Raw genomic sequence first — 16,920 nt, forward strand, 5'->3', positions numbered from 1 at the left:
CAGCCCCGCCATGCCCGCGCCCGAACCGGTGCAGCCCATCCTGGCGCCGCCCCGCGTGGAACCCGCACCCAAGCGGCCCCAGGCCAGCAACCCGCCGGCGCCCGCGCCGGCCGCCACCCCTGCCGCGTCATCACCGGCCAACGCGCCGCCTGTGGCGGCCACGCCAGCCCCCGCCGCGACGGCCAAGGCGCCCGCCGTGGCACCGCCTGCGGCCCCGGCCGCCGCCAGCCCCCCGGAGGCCAACGCCGCACCCGTGCGCAGCTTTGCCGAGCTCTCGCCCGAAGCCCGCGCGCAGTTGCCGGCCGTCAACGTGAGCGGCTCGACCTACTCCAAGAACCCGGCCCTGCGCATGCTGATCGTCAACGGCAAGGTGCTGCAGGAGGGCCAGGAAATCTCGCCCGGCTTCAAGCTGGAGACCATCGGCCAGCGCAGCGCGGTGCTCAACCACAACGGCTTGCGTTACTCCATCGGCTACTGACGACATGAACGCCGACCCGGAAGAACCCGTCCTGCAGGTCAAGGGCCTGCGCTTCGGCTGGGCCGAGCCGCCCCTGTTCGATCGGCTGTCGTTCGACATCCCGCCCGGCGTCAGCCTGGTGCGTGGCGACGACGGCAGCGGCAAGAGCACCCTGCTGCGGCTGCTGGCAGGTGCCCAGAACGCCGATGCCGGCTCGCTGGTGATCCACGGCATCCACCTCGATGAGCACCACGATGCCTACCGCCACCAGGTGTTCTGGATCGACCCGCAGACCGAGGCGCACGACGCACTGGCGGCCAAGGGCTACCTGGACAGCCTGAGCCACCACTACCCGAACTTCGACGCCGATTCCATGGCCGAACTGGTGCAGGGCTTCGGGCTGGGGCCGCACCTGGCCAAGCCGATGTACATGCTCTCCACCGGCAGCCGGCGCAAGGTCTGGCTCACTGCGGCGTTCGCGTCGGGCACACCGCTCACGCTGATCGACCAGCCCTTCGCCGCGCTCGACGCGCCCTCGATCCGCTTCCTGCGCGAGTTGCTGCAGGACGCCGCCGACCACCCCAGCCGGGCCTGGCTGCTGGCGGACCACGAGGCGCCCGAAGGCATCGCTCTGAAGAAGACGGTCTCGCTCTAGCGCCCGCCCAGCCCCATCCCGCGCGAGATCACCTCTTTCATGATCTCGTTCGTGCCGCCGTAGATGCGCTGCACGCGCGCGTCGGCGTAGGCACGGGTGATGGGGTACTCCCACATGTAGCCGTAGCCGCCGTGCAGCTGCAGGCACTCGTCCATCACCTTGCACTGCAGGTCGGAGCACCAGTACTTGGCCATGCTCGCGGTGGCGGTGTCGAGCTTGCCGTCCACGATGAGCTCGCAGCACTTGTCGACGAACACGCGCGCCACCTGCACCTCGGTCTGCAGCTCGGCCAGGGTGTAGCGCGTGTTCTGGTACTGGGCCACGGCCTGGCCGAAGACCTTGCGGTCCTTGGTGTACTGCACCGTCCAGTCGATCGCGGCCTGCGCCGACGCCACCGCGCCGATGGCGATCTGCAGCCGCTCCCAGGGCAGTTGCTCCATGAGGCAGATGAAGCCCCGGCCTTCCATGGCCGGGCCACCCAGCAGGTTCTCGGCCGGCACCTTCACGTTGTCGAAGAACAGCTCGGAGGTGTCCTGCGCCTTCATGCCCAGCTTCTTCAGGCGCTTGCCTTTTTCGAAACCCGGCATGCCGCGCTCGACCAGCAGCAGGCTGGTGCCCTTGGCGCCCGCGCTCGGGTCGGTCTTGGCGACCACGATCACGAGGTCGGCGTGCCAGCCGTTGGTGATGAAGGTCTTGCTGCCGTTGAGCAGATAGCTGCCGTCAGGCTGCTTGATGGCGGTGCTCTTGACCCCCTGCAGGTCGCTGCCGGCGGCGGGCTCGCTCATCGCGATCGCGCCGACCATCTCGCCCGTGGCGAGCCGGGGCAGGTATCTCTTCTTCTGTTCCTCGGTGCCGTAGTGCAGGATGTACGGCGCCACGATCTCGCTGTGCAGGCCGAAGCCGATCCCGCTGAAGCCGCTGCTCGCGATCTCCTCCATCTGCACCACCGAATAGAGCTTGTCGGCTTCCGAGCCACCATAGGCCTCGGGCAAGGTCATGCAGAGAAAACCGTTCTCGCCGGCCTTGCTCCAGACCGCGCGGTCCACGTAGCCCTGCTCCTCCCAGGCCTCGTGGTGTGGCGCGACCTCTTTCTCCACGAACTTGCGGAAACTGTCGCGAAAGGCCTCGTGGTCGGCGTTGAACAGGGTGCGTTCGATCATGGTGTCACCTATCAGACTGCGGCGAAGAATTACAGAAAGCAAATGCTTGGCAAAAGTCTATACTGATTCGCGGCATCCGCCTTCCCCCAGGAGACACCATGAGCGAAGCATTCGTATTCGATGCCGTGCGCACGCCGCGCGGCAAGGGCAAGAAAGACGGCAGCCTGCACGAGGTCAAGCCGATCGACCTGCTGGCCGGCGTGCTCACCCAGTTGCAGCAACGCAATGGCTTCGACACCGGCGCGGTGGACGACGTGGTCATGGGCGTGGTCTCGCCCATCGGCGAGCAGGGTTCGGTGATCGCCAAGGTGGCCGCGCTCAAGGCCGGCTGGGACTGGCGCTGCTCGGGCGTGCAGCTCAACCGCTTCTGCGCTTCCGGCCTCGAGGCGGTGAACATGGCGGCGATGAAGGTGCGCAGCGGCTGGGAAGACCTGGTGGTGGCCGGCGGCGTGGAGAGCATGAGCCGCGTGCCCATCGGCTCCGACGGCGGCGCCTGGGCGCAAGACCCGCAGACCAACAGCGACACCCTGTTCGTGCCGCAGGGCGTCGGTGCCGACCTGATCGCCACGCTCGAAGGTTTCACGCGCGAGGACGTGGACGCCTTCGCCCTCGAATCGCAGAAGCGCGCGGCGGCGGCGCGCGCGGCCGGGTACTTCAAAGGCTCGGTGGTGCCCGTCACCGACTTCCTGGGCCAGACCATCCTGGACGAGGACGAGTTCATCAAGCCGCAGACCACGATGGACGGCCTGGCCTCGCTCAAGCCCGCGTTCGAACACCTCGGCGGCATGGGCTTCGACGCCGTGGCGCTGCAGCGCTACCCGCAGGTCGAGCGCATCCACCATGTGCACCACGCAGGCAACTCCTCGGGCATCGTCGACGGCGCGACCGCCGTGCTGATCGGCAGCGACAGCGCGGGCAAGGCGCACGGCCTCACGCCGCGCGCGCGCATCGTCTCGGTGGCGCTCTCGGGCGCCGACCCCACCATCATGCTCACCGGCCCCATGCCGGCGGCGCGCAAGGCCCTGGCGAAGGCTGGTCTGTCCATCGAGCAGATCGACCTGTTCGAGGTCAACGAGGCCTTCGCGGCCGTGCCCATGAAGTTCATGAAGGAGATGGGCGTGCCCCACGAGAAGGTGAACGTGAACGGTGGCGCCATCGCCATGGGCCACCCGCTGGGCGCCACCGGCGCCATGATCCTGGGCACGCTGATCGACGAGTTGCACCGCCGCCAGTTGCGCTACGGCCTGGCCACGCTGTGCGTGGGCGGCGGCATGGGCATCGCCACGATCGTCGAAAGGATCTGAGGCATGAAAACCATCCGCTACGAACTCGCCGACGGCATCGCCACCATCACCTTCGACGAGGAAGGATCCCCCGTCAACACCATGTGCGCCGACTGGCAGCAGGACCTCACCGAGGTCACGGCACAGGTCATGCGCGACTGCGCCGACATCAAGGGCATCATCCTGGCCTCGGCCAAGAGCACCTTCTTCGCGGGCGCCGACCTCAAGGGCACGATGCGCCTGCAGCCCAGCGACGCGCCGCGCGTGTTCGCCGAGATCGAGCAGACCAAGAAGAACTTCCGCACGCTGGAGACACTGGGCGTGCCGGTGGTGAGCTGCATCAACGGCACGGCGCTGGGCGGTGGCTGGGAAGTGGCGCTTGTGGGCCACCACCGCATCGCGGTGAACGACCCCAAGATCCAGCTCGGCCTGCCCGAGATCACGCTGGGCCTCATCCCCGGCGCCAGCGGCATCACAAAGATGGTGCGCCTGCTCGGCCTGATGGGCGCGCAGCCCTACATCCTGGAGAGCAAGCTGTTCAACCCGCGCGAAGCGCAGGAGCTCGGCCTGGTGCACGAACTCGTCTCGCCCGAGGGCGATGTGACCCATGCGCTGCGCAACGCCGCGCTGGACTGGATCGCGGCGCACCCGCAGTCGCGCCAGCCCTGGGACGACAAGAACCACAAGATTCCCGGCGGCACGCCGAGCAGCCCCAAGGTCGCCGGCATGCTCACCGTGGCGCCCGCCATGCTCAAGCAGAAGACGCGCGGGCTCTACCCGGCGCCCGAGGCGGCGCTCGCCGCCATGGCCGAAGGCGCGATGGTGGACTTCGACACCGCGCTGCGCATCGAGAGCCGCTACCTCGCGAAGCTCATCGTGAGCCCGGTGGCGAAGAACATGATCAACACGTTCTTCTTCAACCTCAACGCGATCAAGAGCGGCCAGTCGCGTCCCAAGGGGATCTCGCGCTACAAGCCGAAGAAGGTGGGCGTGCTCGGCGCCGGCATGATGGGCGCGGGCATCGCCTACGTGCAGGCCAGCCGGGGCATCCGCACCGTGCTGGAGGACGTGAGCATCGAAACCGCCGAGCGCGGCAAGTCCTACAGCTTCAAGCTCACCCAGACCCGCGTGGACCAGGGCCGCATGAGCCCCTACGACCAGCGCGAGCTGCTCGACCACATCCTGCCCACCGACCACCCTAGCGACCTCAAGGGCTGCGACCTGATCATCGAGGCGGTGTTCGAGAACCGCGAGGTCAAGGCCGCCGTCACCAAGGAAACCGAGCCCATGCTGGCCGCCGGCGGCTTCTTCGCGAGCAACACCTCCACCCTGCCCATCTCCGGCCTGGCACAGGCCAGCAGCCGGCCGCAGCGCTTCGTCGGCATCCACTTCTTCAGCCCGGTGGACAAGATGAAGCTGGTGGAGATCATCCGCGGCAAGGAGACCGACGACGAGACCATCGCGCGCGCCTTCGACTACGTGCAGGCCCTGGGCAAGCTGCCCATCGTGGTGAACGACTCACGCGGCTTCTACACCAGCCGCACCTTCGGCACCTTCGTGATGGAAGGCGCGGCCATGCTGGGCGAAGGCATTCCGGCGCCGGTGATCGAGAACGCCGCCATGCAGGCGGGCATGCCGGTGGGGCCGCTGGCCGTGCTGGATGAGACCGCGCTCTCGCTCTCGGTGCACGTGATGGACCAGACCCGCGCCGATTTCGAGAAGGAAGGCCGCCGCTACGCCGCCACGCCGGGCGAGCTGCTGGTCGAGCGCATGGTCAAGGAATTCAAGCGGCCGGGCCGCGCCGCCGGCGGCGGCTTCTACGACTACCCCGCGGGCCAGAAGAAGCAGCTCTGGCCCGAACTCAAGGCGCGCTTCGAGAAGCCCGGCGCCGCCTGGGACCTGCAGGACGTCAAGGACCGCCTGATCTACCGCCAGTCGGTGGAGACCGCGCGCTGCCTCGCCGAAGGCGTGCTCACCACCGTGCACGACGGCAACATCGGCTCGATCTTCGGCATCGGCTTCCCGGCCTGGACGGGCGGTGCGCTGCAGTTCATCTACGGCATGGGCATCGAGGCCTTCGAACGGCGCTGCGCCGAGCTGGCGGCGCGCCACGGCGCGGGCTTCGCGCTCGACGAGGCGGCGAAGAACGCGATCCGCCAGCACCAGCCGGTGTACTGAACACGTCCGCTCCCACGCGCCGGCGGCCACCCCGCCGGCGTTTTTTTGAACCACCCTCCCCCTCTTCCCCATGAAACGACTCGAAGGAAAAGTCAGCCTCATCACCGGTGCGGCGCAAGGCATCGGCCTGGCCACCGCGCTCAAGTTCGCGCAGGAAGGCGCCACCGTCATCGTGTGCGACGTGAAGCAGGCCGCGGTGGACAGCGCCGTGCGGCAGTGCGAGGCGCTGGGCGCCACCGCCCTGGGCTTGGTGATGGACGTGACCCAGCGCGAGATGGTCGACGCGGTGGTGGCCCAGGTGAAGGCGCGCTTCGGCCGCATCGACGTGTTGGTGAACAACGCCGGCATCACGCAGGACGCGCGCCTGCAGAAGATGACGCTCGAGCAGTTCGACCGCGTGATCGACGTCAACCTGCGCGGCGTGTTCCATTGCGCGCAGGCCGTGGCCGACACCATGACCGCGCAAGGCAGTGGCGTGATCCTCAACGCCTCGTCGGTGGTCGGCATCTATGGCAACTTCGGGCAGACCAACTACGCCGCGAGCAAGTTCGGCGTGATCGGCTTCACCAAGACCTGGAGCCGCGAACTCGGCCCCAAGGGCGTGCGCGTGAACGCGGTGGCGCCCGGCTTCATCGCCACGCCCATCCTGGACACCATCCCGGCCAAGGTCATCGCCGAGATGGAGCACCGCGTGCCGCTGCACCGCCTGGGCCGGCCGGAGGAGATCGCCAACGTCTACGCCTTCCTGGCCAGCGACGAGGCCAGCTACATCAACGGCGCCGTGATCGAGGTCTCGGGCGGCATGTCGGTGTAGAGGAGCCGCCCTGCGCCGCCACGTGCTCTGGAGGCTGGCGCCGCTCGCCTGGTTTTTTTGGTCTGGCGGCGAATTGCGTCAGGAACGTGACGAAATCACGTGCGGGACTGCCCCAGTGCCGCCGCAGGCCGCCTGCCGGCGGCTCACATCCCTGGCGGGTATGCAATCATCGGGGCCTCGCTCCGTCCCGTTCCGTTCCGGCCCGCATGCAGACTGCTCCCCTTCCCTCCAACGAGGAACAACGCCTGGCCCGGTTGCGCGGCCTGGGCGTGCTCGACACCCTGCCCCAGAAAGCGTTTGACGACATCTCCGCGCTGGCGCAGGTGATCTGCGGCACGCCGGTGGCGCTGATCACCCTCATCGACCGCGACCGCCAGTGGTTCAAGTCCCGCGTCGGCGTGGACGTGAGCGAAACCCCGCGCGAGGTGGCGTTCTGCTCGCATGCCATCCTCGATCCGGAGCACGTCATGGTGGTCGAGGACATGAGCCAGGACACGCGCTTCCAATGCAACCCGCTGGTCACCGGCCCGACCAACGTGCGCTTCTACGCCGGTGCGCCCATCGTCACCAGCGACGGCTTCGCGCTGGGCACGGTGTGCGTCATCGACCAGATGGCGCGCACGCTGCATTCGGTGCAGCTGAGCGCCCTGAGCCGCCTCTCGGCCCTGGTTGCCACGCTGCTCGAACACGAGCGGGCGCGCCAGCTCGAGACCCGGCGCTCCGCCAACGAGGCCCAGCAGGCGCACGAGGAACTCACCGCCATGGCCGCCGCCGGGCTGGACCTGCAGGCCTACATCGACGCTGACGGCGTCTACCGCCACGTCAACCAGACCTACCTGAACTACATCGGCAGCACGCGCAGCGAAGTCATCGGCGTGGCCGTCAAGGACCGCCTGGGTGAAGCGACCTACAACAACATGGTCGGCTCCAAGATGGCGCGCGCCATGGCCGGCGAGACCGTGATCTACCAGCGCGTCTCGCATTTCAAGGTCGCCGGCAACCGCCACATGGAGATCGCCCTGCTGCCCGTGCGCGGCGCGGACGGGAAGGTCAGCGGCGTGGTCATGCGCGGGCGCGACATCCAGGAACTCAAGAACAAGGAACGCCAGCTCGGAGAAACCATCGTCCAGCTCGAGAAGAAGACGCTGGAACAGGAGCGCTTCATCCACATCCTGTCGCACGACCTGCGCGAGCCCATCAACGCCATCAACAACTTCACCTCGCTGCTGGAGGCCGACCACCAGCACGAACTCTCGCCCGATGCGCGGCGCTACCTGGGCTTCGTGCGCACGGGCGGCCAGCACATGGCCTGCCTGCTGGACAGCCTGCTGAAGTACGTGCGCCTGGACCGCCACTCGCTCGACAGCGGGCCGGTGGACGTGACCGTGCTGGTCGGCCAGGTGGGCGACGACCTCGGCGACGCGCTGACGAAGACCCAGGGCCAACTGCAGTGCGATTCGTTGCCCACCGTGCAGGCCGATCCGTCCCTGCTTCGCATCGCGCTGCAGAACCTGGTGGCCAACGGCCTGGCCTTCGCGCGGCCCGGCGTGCCGCCGCACGTGCGCGTGAGCGCCACGCGCGAGCATGGCTTCGACCAGATCCACGTGCTCGACAACGGCCTGGGCATCGCCCCCGAGCATCAGGCCAGCATCTTCGACATGTTCAAGCGCCTGCACCCGCGCAAGACGCACGCCGGCTCGGGCCTGGGCCTGCCGATCTGCCGGCGCATCGCGGCGCTGCACGGCGGCCACCTCTCGGTGCAGTCGGTGCCGGGTGAAGGCAGCCGCTTCACGCTGCACCTGCCGGTGCCGCACGGCACGCCGTCCCGAGGCGCCCCATGACCATTCCACAACGTTTCATCCTGGTCGACGACAACGAGGCCGACAACGTCTACCACGAGATCATGATCCGCCGCGCCGGCTTCACCGGCGAGGTGCGGGTGTTCGAAAGCGGCGCCGAGGCGCTGGACTTCCTGCGCAGCGACCTGCTGGCCATGCCCACCTGCCTGTTTCTCGACATCAACATGCCGCAGATGGACGGCTTCGAGTTCGCGCGCCAGGCCCAGCCGCTGCTGCAGGACAAACCCACCATGCTGGTGATGATGCTGACCTCGTCCGACGCACCGCAGGACCGCCTGCGCGCCAGCGGCATGCCGGTGATCCAGGGCTTCGTCACCAAGCCGCTCACCCGGGAGCGCGTGCGGGAGATGCTGCAGCGGGGTTGATATTGCCTTTGTCAGATAGTTACTTGCCAAAGTCAAATAACTGAACCAGAATCGGGGGCATGACATCCCCCGTTGACCCCGCCCAAGTGCGCGCGCTGCGCGCCTTCAACCGCTTCTACACCCAGCGCACCGGCCTGCTCGACCCCTACCTGGGCAGCGCGTTCTCGCTCACCGAGGTGCGCGTGCTGTACGAGCTGGCGCACCACGCGCCCTGCACCGCCAGCGAGCTCGGGCGCCGACTGGTGCTCGACGCCGGTTACCTCAGCCGCATCGTGCGCCGCTTCACCAGCGCCGGCTGGATCACGCGCACCCCGCTGCCCAACGACGCCCGGCAACACGCGCTGAGCCTGACCGCCGAGGGCCGCACCGCCTTCGAGCCCCTGCAGCAACGTTCGCGCGACGAGGCCGCCCACCTGCTGGCCCCGCTGGCGCCCGATCAGCGCCAGGCGCTCATGGCCGCGCTCGCGCGCGCACAAGGCCTGCTCGACCCCGGCAGCGCCTCCGCCTCCCGCACCGCCGTGCTGCGCGACGTGCGCCCCGGCGACATGGGCTGGGTGGTGCAGCAGCACGGCGAGATCTACGCCCGCGAGTACGGCTGGAACAGCGAGTTCGAGGCCCTGGTCGCCGAGATCGCGGCGGGCATGATCCGCCGGCACGATCCGGCCTGGGAACGCGGCTGGATCGCCGAGCTCGACGGCGAGCGCGTGGGTTCGGTCTTCGTGGTGCGCAAGAGCGAGACCGAGGCCCAGCTGCGCCTGCTCATCCTGAGCCCCGCCGCGCGCGGCCTGGGCCTGGGCGGGCGCCTCACCGACGAATGCCTGGCCTTCGCGCGCGCCAAGAGCTACCGCAAAATGGTGCTGTGGACCAACAGCATCCTGAGCGCCGCGCGCGCCATCTACGCCAGGCGCGGCTTCACGCTGGTGCACAGCGAGGCGCACCACGGCTATGGCAAGGACCTCGTGGGCGAGACCTGGGAATTGACGCTGTGAGGGCCTGCGGCGCAACTCCGCAAGAAATGTCAGCCCGGCGCGGCTAGATTGAAGGCCTCGACCCCGATCCCTTTCAGGAGCCTTCCATGCACCTCGAACAGCAAGACCGCGCCGTGCGCATCATCGGCATCGAACTCAGGACCGACAACCACGAGGCCATGCGGACCATCCCGCCGCACTGGCAGCGCTTCACCGAGGAAGGCGTGCTCGCGCGCATCCCGGGCAAGCTCTCCGACGAGGTGTACGCGGTCTACACGCACTTCGAGAACGCGGGCGTGAACAACGAGGGCGTCTATTCGCTCATCATCGGCGCGCCGGTGAGCAGCACGCAGGCCGTGCCACCCGGCATGAGCCACGCCGTGCTGCCGGCCTCGCCGCGCGCGGTCTTCCCCGTGCCCCAGGGGCGCTTCGACCAGGTGGGCCCCGCGTGGCAGGCGGTCTGGCAGCGCGACGACCTGCCCAAGGCCTACCTGGCCGACTGCGAACGCTACCGCGCCGACGGCCAGATCGACATCCTCATCGGCCTGCGGCCCGGCGCCAGCGCATGAACCCGGGCCACGGCTGGACCGACTACCAGCAGCGCCTGGGCCGCGTGATCGCCTACCTGCACGACCACCTGGACGAGCCGCTCGACCTGCACCGGCTGGCCGAGGTGGCGCACCTCTCGCCCTACCACTGGCACCGCGTCTACCACGCGCTGCACGGCGAGACCATCGCGGTCACCGTTCGGCGGCTGCGCCTGCACTGGGCCACGGGCTACCTGGCCAACACCAGCCTGCCGGTGGAACAGCTCGCGCGCCGCTGCGGCTACCCGAATGCCCAGTCCTTCGCGCGCGCCTTCCGAACGGCCTACGGCATGAGCCCGCTGCAGTACCGCCAGCAGGGCAACCACGTGGCCTTTCGCACGGCGCAGGCGGCGAGCGCCGCGCCCGCGGGCTACGAAGTGAGCGTGCGGGAGATCCCGCGCGTGCGCCTGGCCGGCCTGGACCACAAGGGCTCGTACATGGCCATCGGCAAGGCGTTCGAGCGCAGCTACGTGCAACTGGCCGCGCGCGGCCAGGTGGGGCCAGCCTCGCGCTGGATCGCCGAGTATTTCGACGACCCGTCCTCGGTGCCCGAGCGCCAGCTGTGCTCGCGCGCCGGCCTGTCCGTGCCCGACAGCGCCGAGGTGGTGCCACCCCTCGTGGCCTTCGAGGTGGGTGGCGGACCCTGCGCCGTGCTGCGCCACCGCGGGCCCTACGCCACCATGCGCGCGGCCTACCAGTGGCTGTACGGCCACTGGCTCGTGAACAGCGGCCACGAGGTGGGCGACGCGCCGGTGTTCGAGGAGTACCTCAACAACCCGCGCGACACCGCGCCGGCCGACCTGCTCACCGACATCTGCCTGCCCCTGGCCCGGGCCACCGCGGCCCGATAATCCGGGCATGCCGCCCGCCCAGACCGCCCCCGACACCCTCCCTCTCCAGCACCCGCAGTCGAAAACCGACCTGTTCGTCTCCTTCACCTGGTTGGCCCTGCAGGGTTTTGGCGGTGTGCTGGCGGTGGTGCAGCGCGAGCTGGTGGAGAAGAAGCGCTGGATGAGCCGCGAGCAGTTCGTGGAGGACTGGGCCGTCGCGCAGATCATGCCGGGCCCCAACGTGGTCAACCTCTCCATGATGATCGGCGGGCGCTATTTCGGCCTGCCGGGCGCCCTGGCGGCGCTGGCCGGCATGTTGACCGCGCCCATGGTGCTGGTGCTGCTGCTGGCCGCGCTCTACGGCAGCGTGGCCGACAGCGCCGTGGCGCAGAACGCGCTGCGCGGCATGGGCGCGGTGGCGGCCGGCCTGGTCGCCGCCACCGGCATCAAACTCATCGGGGCGCTGAACAAGAACGCCCTGGGCATGGGCATGTGCGTCTTCCTGGCGGTGCTCACCTTCATCGCCATCGGGCTGCTGCGCTGGCCCCTGCTGTGGGTGCTGCTCAGCATCGGCGGGGGGGCCTGCCTGTGGGCGTACCGGGTGTTGAGCGACGTCGACGCCGACCGCGCCAGGAAGGGAGACGCCTGAGCATGATGCTGCCCACCCCGGCCAACTGGCTCGACCTCTTCACCCACTTTGCCTCGCTCTCGCTGCTGGCCGTGGGCGGCGCGATCACCACCGCGCCCGACATGCACCGCTACCTCGTCCTGCAGAACGGCTGGCTGAGCGAGGCGCAGTTCACCTCGTCCATCGCCATCTCGCAGGCCGCGCCCGGCCCGAACGTGCTGTTCGTCGCCGTGCTGGGCTGGAACGTGGGCCTCAACGCGGGCGGTGGCCCCTCGGCCGGCTGGCTGGCCTGGGCCCTCGGCCTGTTCGGCGTGCTGGTCACCATGGTGGCCATCCTGCTGCCTTCGTCGGTGCTGACCTACACCGCCACGCGCTGGGCGCACCAGAACCGCGAGCTGCGCGCGGTGCGCGCCTTCAAGACCGGCATGGCCCCGATCGTGATCGCGCTGCTGATCGCCACCGGCTGGCTGCTCACCGGCTCGCACGAGCACCCCGCGCGCGACTGGCCGCTGTGGCTGCTCACCGCCGTCACCACCGTGCTGGTGTGGCGCACGAAGATGCACCTGCTGTGGATGATCGGCGCGGGCGGCTTGCTGGGCGCGCTAGGCCTGGTCTGAAGGCGCAAACCAGTTCAGCAGCAGGTCGTTGACCTTGTCGGGCCGCTGGTATTGCACCCAGTGGCCCGCCCCTTCCACCACGGCCCAGGGCCGTTCGGCCGTGCCCAGGCCCAGGGTCGATGCCACGCGCTCGGCCAGGCCGGTCGCGTCCTCCCGTCCCCAGACGCCGAGCACCGGCGCATCGAAGGCCGCCAGAGCGGTGGGCAGGTGCGCCGACTGCGAGAAGTGCCGGCTCTGAAAGCGCGCGGCCCTGCAGGCGCGCTCGTGGATGTCCAGGGCCAGCGCGTCGATGTCGCTGGCCGGGGCGATCATGAGTTCGGCCAGATTGCGCCGAAGCAGGTCGCGGGTGTGCACCGCGCCGTCCGCCTGGCGCCAGTCCACGAGCCTGATCTCGCGCTGGCGCCCGGACCCATGGCCCGCCGGCCCCACCAGCGCCAGGCGCCGGACCCGACGGGTGCGCTCGGCCACGCCCATGGCCACCAGCGACCCGAAGGAAAATCCGGCGAGACCGAACCGGGCCTCCGGCCCGAGCAAGGCGTCCAGGGCGGCCGTCAGGTGCACCACCAGCGCCTCCAGCCGTGCGGCCCTCGGCACCTCGGGCGGCAAGGCGCCGGATTCGCCGAAGCCCGGCATGTCGGGCACCCACAGCTCGTGCGCCGCCGACAGCGCCTCCACATTGCGGATCCAGTGCATCCAGTTCCCATACCCGCCATGCAGCAGGACCAGTGGCGGGCCGCCGCGACCGAAGCGGCGCCAGCACACGCGCACGCCCAGGGCGTCCACCGTGTGGCGCTCGGCCAGCGCGGCCACGCGCTCGATCTGCGCGGCCGGCATCACGCGACGCGCCGGGCCTGCCCATCCCAGTAGCGCTCCTTCAGCTCCTTGCGCGAGAGCTTGCCGTTCGCGTTCTTGGGCAGCTCCGACACGAAGTCGACCGAACGGGGCTTCTTGAAGTCCGCCAGGAACTGGCGGCAATGATCCACCAGCTCGTCGGCGGCCACCTCGTGCCCCTCGCGCTTGACGACCACCGCCTTGATGGCTTCGCCCCAGGTGGCGTCGGGCACCCCCACCACGCAGACTTCGTAGACCGCGGGGTGCCGGTACAAGGCCAGCTCCACTTCACTGGGGTACACGTTGAAGCCGCCGGAGATGATCATCTCCTTCTTGCGATCGACGATCGAGAGGTAGCCGAGTTCGTCCATGCGGGCCAGGTCGCCGGTGTGCAGCCACCCGTTCTTCAGGGTGTCGGCGGTGATCTCGGGCTCGCGCCAGTAGCCGGCGAACACATCGGGGCCCTGGATCACGATCTCGCCAACCTCGCCCAGCGGCACCTCCTGGCCGGCGTCGTCCACCAGGCGCACACGGGATTCACCGAACGCGCGGCCACAGGAGAGCAGCAGTTCTTCGCGGCCTTCTTCGATCGCGATGCGGTGGTCCTCCGCCGTCAGGATCACCAGCCCGCCCGTGGTCTCGCCCGCGCCATAACCTTGCGACAGGACCGGCCCGAAGGCCTTCCATGCCTCCTTGATGCGCGAGGGCGCGATCGGGGCCGAGCCGTAGGTGACATCGCGCAGCGAGCTGAGGTCGAACGCCTTCAGGCGCGGATGCGCGAGGATCATGTTGATCATGGTCGGCACCAGGAAGCAGGCGGTCACGCGGTGCTTTTGCACGGAGGCCATGAACACCTCGGCATCGAAGCGGTCGTGCAGCAGGATGGTGCCGCCCTGGAACAGGAAGGGCTGGATGAACATGCCGCTGGCGTGCGTGACGGGCCCGGCCAGCGCCAGCACGTCGCCGGGCTTGGCCCGCAGCCGGCCCATGACGACCTTGCGCAGCGACGCCAGGCGGTTGCCCACCGTCTGCATCGAGGCCTTGACCTTGCCGGTCGAGCCCGAGGTGAAATGCAGCACCGCGAGATCGGAGGCCTCCATCTCCACGTCGGGCGACACCGGCGAGGCTGCCGCCAGCAGCGCCTCGTAGTCCAGAAAGCCTTGCGGCCCGTTCTCCAGCGCCACCAGGGTGCGGATGTCCGTCAACCGGCCGGCCTGTTGCACCACCGAAGCCACGTGCTCGGGCCCGACGAGCATGATCGTCGCCTGCGAGCTGTTGGCGGACTCCACCATCTCTTCGGGCGAGAGGCGCGCATTGAGGGCAACCTTCACCAGACCGGCCTTGTACATGGCGCACTCGAACTCGATCAGCTCCGGGCGGTTGAACGACTGGACGAGCACCCGATCGCCCTTCTGCGCGCCCAGGGCGATCAGCGCGTTGGCGAGCCGGCTGGAGCGCTCGTCGAGCTCGCGGTAGGTGATCACCCGGTCGTGAAAAAGAATGGCGGGGCGCTGCGGCCAGTAGCGGGCGCTGCGGGTCAAAAATCGGCCTTGGTTCACGGGGATTCCTCGCAAAGAATGAAAGTGAACGGATCGTAGGATCGGCGACAGGCCCGACCGATAAGGCCCCGAGCGATCCCGATGCCCGCCGGGAATGGCCGCGCTCATGCCGCTGGGGCATCGATATCGCCCGCCGCGGAATCGCGCCATGGCCCCTGGCGCCAGAGAATCGAGCCAGATCAAAATTCTCTGGAGACACCACGCATGCTGACCAAACGCACTCTTCTTCTGGGCGGCCTCGCCGGCGGACTGCTGGCCCTGGGACTGCCCGCGCACGCCCAGGGGCGCTACCCGGACCGCCCCATCAAACTCATCATCCCGTTCAGCGCGGGCGGCCAGTTCGACATCGTCGCGCGCATGCTGGCGCAGTTCGCCAGCACGGAACTGCAGCAGCCGGTGGTGGTTGAAAACGTGGCGGGCAGCGGCGGCAACATCGGCGCGGCGCGGGTCGCCAACGCGGCGCCCGACGGCTACACCTTGCTCGTGCTGGGCGGCAACCACGCGATCGCGAAGTCCCTCTACGCCAAGCCGGGCTACGACGTGACCAAGGACTTTTCACCCATCTCCATGGTCAGCATCACGCCCCACGTGGTGCTGGTGAACGCCGCCATGCCGATCCACAGCATGGCCGAGCTGGTGGCCTATGCCAAGAAAAACCCCGGCAAGCTGAACTACGCGACGCCGGGCATGGGCACCTCGATGCACCTCACCTTCGAGATGATCAAGGCGCACTACGGCGTGGACATCACCCACATCCCCTACCGGGGTGGCGCCAACGCGCTGACCGACCTCTCCGGTGGGCAGGTCAACCTGGGCATCATCGGCATCGCCCCCGCCCAGGAATTCCTGAACGCGGGCCGCATCCGCGCCCTGGCGGTCACGAGCAAGGGCCGCTCACGCGCCCTGCCCAACGTGCCCGCGCTGTCCGAGGTGGGCTACCCCGAACTCAACGCCGGCAGCTGGCTGGGGATTGCGGGTCAGCGCCAGATGCCGGCCGAGATCGTGGCGCGCTGGCACGGCGTGGTGCGGGCCTTCCAGGACAGCCCGGCCAACCGGCAGCGGATGGAGGAAATGGGGTTCCGGATCGAACCCACCACCGCCGAACAGTTCCAGAAGTTCATCGCGTCCGAAGTCGAGGCCTACGGCAAGATCGTGCGCGACAACAAGATCACCGCCGACTGAGGCGCCACTCAGACGGGGCCGTGCGCCTTCAACAGCTCGACCAGGCGCTCGGCCAGCGGAGAGAGGTAGGCGGCCTTGCGCATCGAGATGCCGATCGTGCGGGGCCACACCGCCTGCGCCAAGGCCAGGGGCTTGAGGCCCGTCCCCTGGGGCCGTGACAGGACCGACGCCGGGATCACGCTCAACAGGTCGGTGGTGCGCACCACGCTGGCCAGCGCGGTGACCGACGAGTTGGACTCCACCACCACGTTGGGCTCCGGCAGGCCGTGCTCGGCGAAGCGCGCTTCCAGGGACCGCCGGGCCGCGACGTTGCGGCCGGGCAGGACCCACGAGGCGTCCGCCAGGTCCTTGAACCGGAGGGAGGTCGACTCCAGCATCGGGTGATCGGCGCGCGCGACCACGTGGATGTCGTCGCGGAACAGCGGCAGTTGCGTGAACTCCGGTGTCTCGTGCGCGGGCAGCGCGCTGATGGCCATGTCCAGGTCACCGAACTGCAGGGCCGCGAGCAGCTGATCGTTCAGGCCGATCATGACCTGCACCCGCGCCGCCGGCCGCTGCCGCAGCAGCTCGGCGCAGGCCTGGCCGAAGAACATCTCCGAGTAGGTCGGTGCCACGCCCACGCGCACCAGGCCTTTCTTGCCCAGGTGGAGGTCGTTGGCCTCCTTGATGGCGTCGTCCAGGCTCACCCGCACATGGCGCGCGCGCTGGAAAAACGCCGTGCCCGCCGTGGTGAGCTCCATGCCGCGCGCGGTGCGCTCGAACAGCTGCAGCTTGAGTTCGCGCTCCAGCCGCTGGATGCCCTTGGTCAGCGCCGGCTGGCTCTGGCCCAGCCGCTGCGAAGCGCGCCCCACATGGCCGGTTTCCGCGACCGCAATGAAGTAGTTGAGATCTTCGATTCGCACGTTATTCCCGAAGGTTATCGAACCCAGGCACTTGCGGATCGCCGT

General features: G+C 68.9%; 17 protein-coding genes. 13 read left to right on the plus strand and 4 right to left on the minus strand.

Features of this window, described 5'->3' with window-relative positions:
* On the plus strand, positions 1-478 hold a 478-nt coding region (locus tag AC3WPZ_RS02245), incomplete at its 5' end, for a general secretion pathway protein GspB (protein ID WP_492437896.1).
* Between the two features lie 4 nt (positions 479-482).
* Positions 483-1,112 (plus strand): ABC transporter ATP-binding protein, encoded by a 630-nt coding sequence (locus AC3WPZ_RS02250; RefSeq protein WP_382324489.1) that lies wholly within the window; start codon positions 483-485, stop codon positions 1,110-1,112.
* On the opposite strand, the gene AC3WPZ_RS02255 is transcribed toward AC3WPZ_RS02250, so the two are convergent.
* Positions 1,109-2,272 carry an acyl-CoA dehydrogenase family protein gene (locus AC3WPZ_RS02255; RefSeq protein WP_492437898.1) on the minus strand — a complete coding sequence of 388 codons (1,164 nt, stop codon included), beginning with the start codon at positions 2,270-2,272 and terminating at the stop codon, positions 1,109-1,111. The two genes, AC3WPZ_RS02250 and AC3WPZ_RS02255, sit on opposite strands and share 4 nt — an antisense overlap.
* 98 nt (positions 2,273-2,370) lie before the next feature.
* Here AC3WPZ_RS02255 and AC3WPZ_RS02260 point away from each other — a divergent pair, with 98 nt between their 5' ends.
* From AC3WPZ_RS02260 to AC3WPZ_RS02305, 10 genes are all read left to right on the plus strand, one after another.
* Positions 2,371-3,576, plus strand: a complete 1,206-nt coding sequence (locus tag AC3WPZ_RS02260) for an acetyl-CoA C-acetyltransferase (RefSeq protein ID WP_444686440.1) — start codon at positions 2,371-2,373, stop codon at positions 3,574-3,576.
* A gap of 3 nt (positions 3,577-3,579) precedes the next feature.
* Positions 3,580-5,733, plus strand: a complete 2,154-nt coding sequence (locus AC3WPZ_RS02265) for a 3-hydroxyacyl-CoA dehydrogenase NAD-binding domain-containing protein (protein ID WP_492437900.1) — start codon at positions 3,580-3,582, stop codon at positions 5,731-5,733.
* 70 nt (positions 5,734-5,803) lie between these two features.
* The gene (gene fabG, locus AC3WPZ_RS02270) at positions 5,804-6,547 is read left to right on the plus strand and encodes a 3-oxoacyl-ACP reductase FabG (protein WP_382324481.1); all 744 of its coding nucleotides are present in this window, start codon (positions 5,804-5,806) and stop codon (positions 6,545-6,547) included.
* A gap of 206 nt (positions 6,548-6,753) precedes the next feature.
* Positions 6,754-8,388 carry a GAF domain-containing sensor histidine kinase gene (locus AC3WPZ_RS02275; RefSeq protein WP_492432064.1) on the plus strand — a complete coding sequence of 545 codons (1,635 nt, stop codon included), beginning with the start codon at positions 6,754-6,756 and terminating at the stop codon, positions 8,386-8,388.
* Entirely contained in the window at positions 8,385-8,771 is a 387-nt protein-coding gene (locus AC3WPZ_RS02280; RefSeq protein WP_492437902.1) for a response regulator, read from the plus strand. Before AC3WPZ_RS02275 ends, AC3WPZ_RS02280 begins: the two co-directional genes overlap by 4 nt.
* Positions 8,772-8,830: 59 nt before the next feature.
* Positions 8,831-9,760, plus strand: a complete 930-nt coding sequence (locus AC3WPZ_RS02285) for a bifunctional helix-turn-helix transcriptional regulator/GNAT family N-acetyltransferase (protein WP_492437904.1) — start codon at positions 8,831-8,833, stop codon at positions 9,758-9,760.
* An 86-nt stretch (positions 9,761-9,846) separates the two neighbouring features.
* Positions 9,847-10,308 (plus strand): GyrI-like domain-containing protein, encoded by a 462-nt coding sequence (locus AC3WPZ_RS02290; RefSeq protein ID WP_492437906.1) that lies wholly within the window; start codon positions 9,847-9,849, stop codon positions 10,306-10,308.
* Complete coding sequence (locus AC3WPZ_RS02295; RefSeq protein ID WP_492432070.1) at positions 10,305-11,177, plus strand: AraC family transcriptional regulator; 873 nt, start codon at positions 10,305-10,307, stop codon at positions 11,175-11,177. The genes AC3WPZ_RS02290 and AC3WPZ_RS02295 overlap by 4 nt, the downstream gene beginning before the upstream one ends.
* 7 nt (positions 11,178-11,184) lie before the next feature.
* Positions 11,185-11,805 (plus strand): chromate transporter, encoded by a 621-nt coding sequence (locus tag AC3WPZ_RS02300; protein ID WP_382324469.1) that lies wholly within the window; start codon positions 11,185-11,187, stop codon positions 11,803-11,805.
* A gap of 2 nt (positions 11,806-11,807) precedes the next feature.
* A complete protein-coding gene (locus AC3WPZ_RS02305) occupies positions 11,808-12,401 on the plus strand; it encodes a chromate transporter (RefSeq protein ID WP_382158369.1) in 594 nt (197 codons plus the stop codon).
* Here AC3WPZ_RS02305 and AC3WPZ_RS02310 read toward each other — a convergent pair.
* Both AC3WPZ_RS02310 and AC3WPZ_RS02315 read right to left on the minus strand, forming a co-directional pair.
* Positions 12,387-13,235, minus strand: a complete 849-nt coding sequence (locus AC3WPZ_RS02310) for an alpha/beta fold hydrolase (RefSeq protein ID WP_492437908.1) — start codon at positions 13,233-13,235, stop codon at positions 12,387-12,389. The two genes, AC3WPZ_RS02305 and AC3WPZ_RS02310, sit on opposite strands and share 15 nt — an antisense overlap.
* Positions 13,235-14,791 (minus strand): acyl-CoA synthetase, encoded by a 1,557-nt coding sequence (locus AC3WPZ_RS02315; protein WP_492437910.1) that lies wholly within the window; start codon positions 14,789-14,791, stop codon positions 13,235-13,237. The genes AC3WPZ_RS02310 and AC3WPZ_RS02315 overlap by 1 nt, the downstream gene beginning before the upstream one ends.
* A 204-nt stretch (positions 14,792-14,995) precedes the next feature.
* Between AC3WPZ_RS02315 and AC3WPZ_RS02320 the strand changes: the two genes are divergently transcribed.
* Positions 14,996-15,973: a Bug family tripartite tricarboxylate transporter substrate binding protein gene (locus AC3WPZ_RS02320; protein ID WP_382158373.1), complete on the plus strand. Its 978-nt coding sequence runs from the start codon at positions 14,996-14,998 to the stop codon at positions 15,971-15,973.
* 8 nt (positions 15,974-15,981) lie between these two features.
* Here the strand turns inward: AC3WPZ_RS02320 and AC3WPZ_RS02325 are convergent, their stop codons facing one another.
* Complete coding sequence (locus AC3WPZ_RS02325) at positions 15,982-16,875, minus strand: LysR family transcriptional regulator (RefSeq protein ID WP_444686434.1); 894 nt, start codon at positions 16,873-16,875, stop codon at positions 15,982-15,984.
* Between the last annotated feature and the right edge of the window lie 45 nt (positions 16,876-16,920).

It is taken from the genome of Hydrogenophaga sp. FW305-3-2-15-A-LB1, from assembly GCF_058787875.1.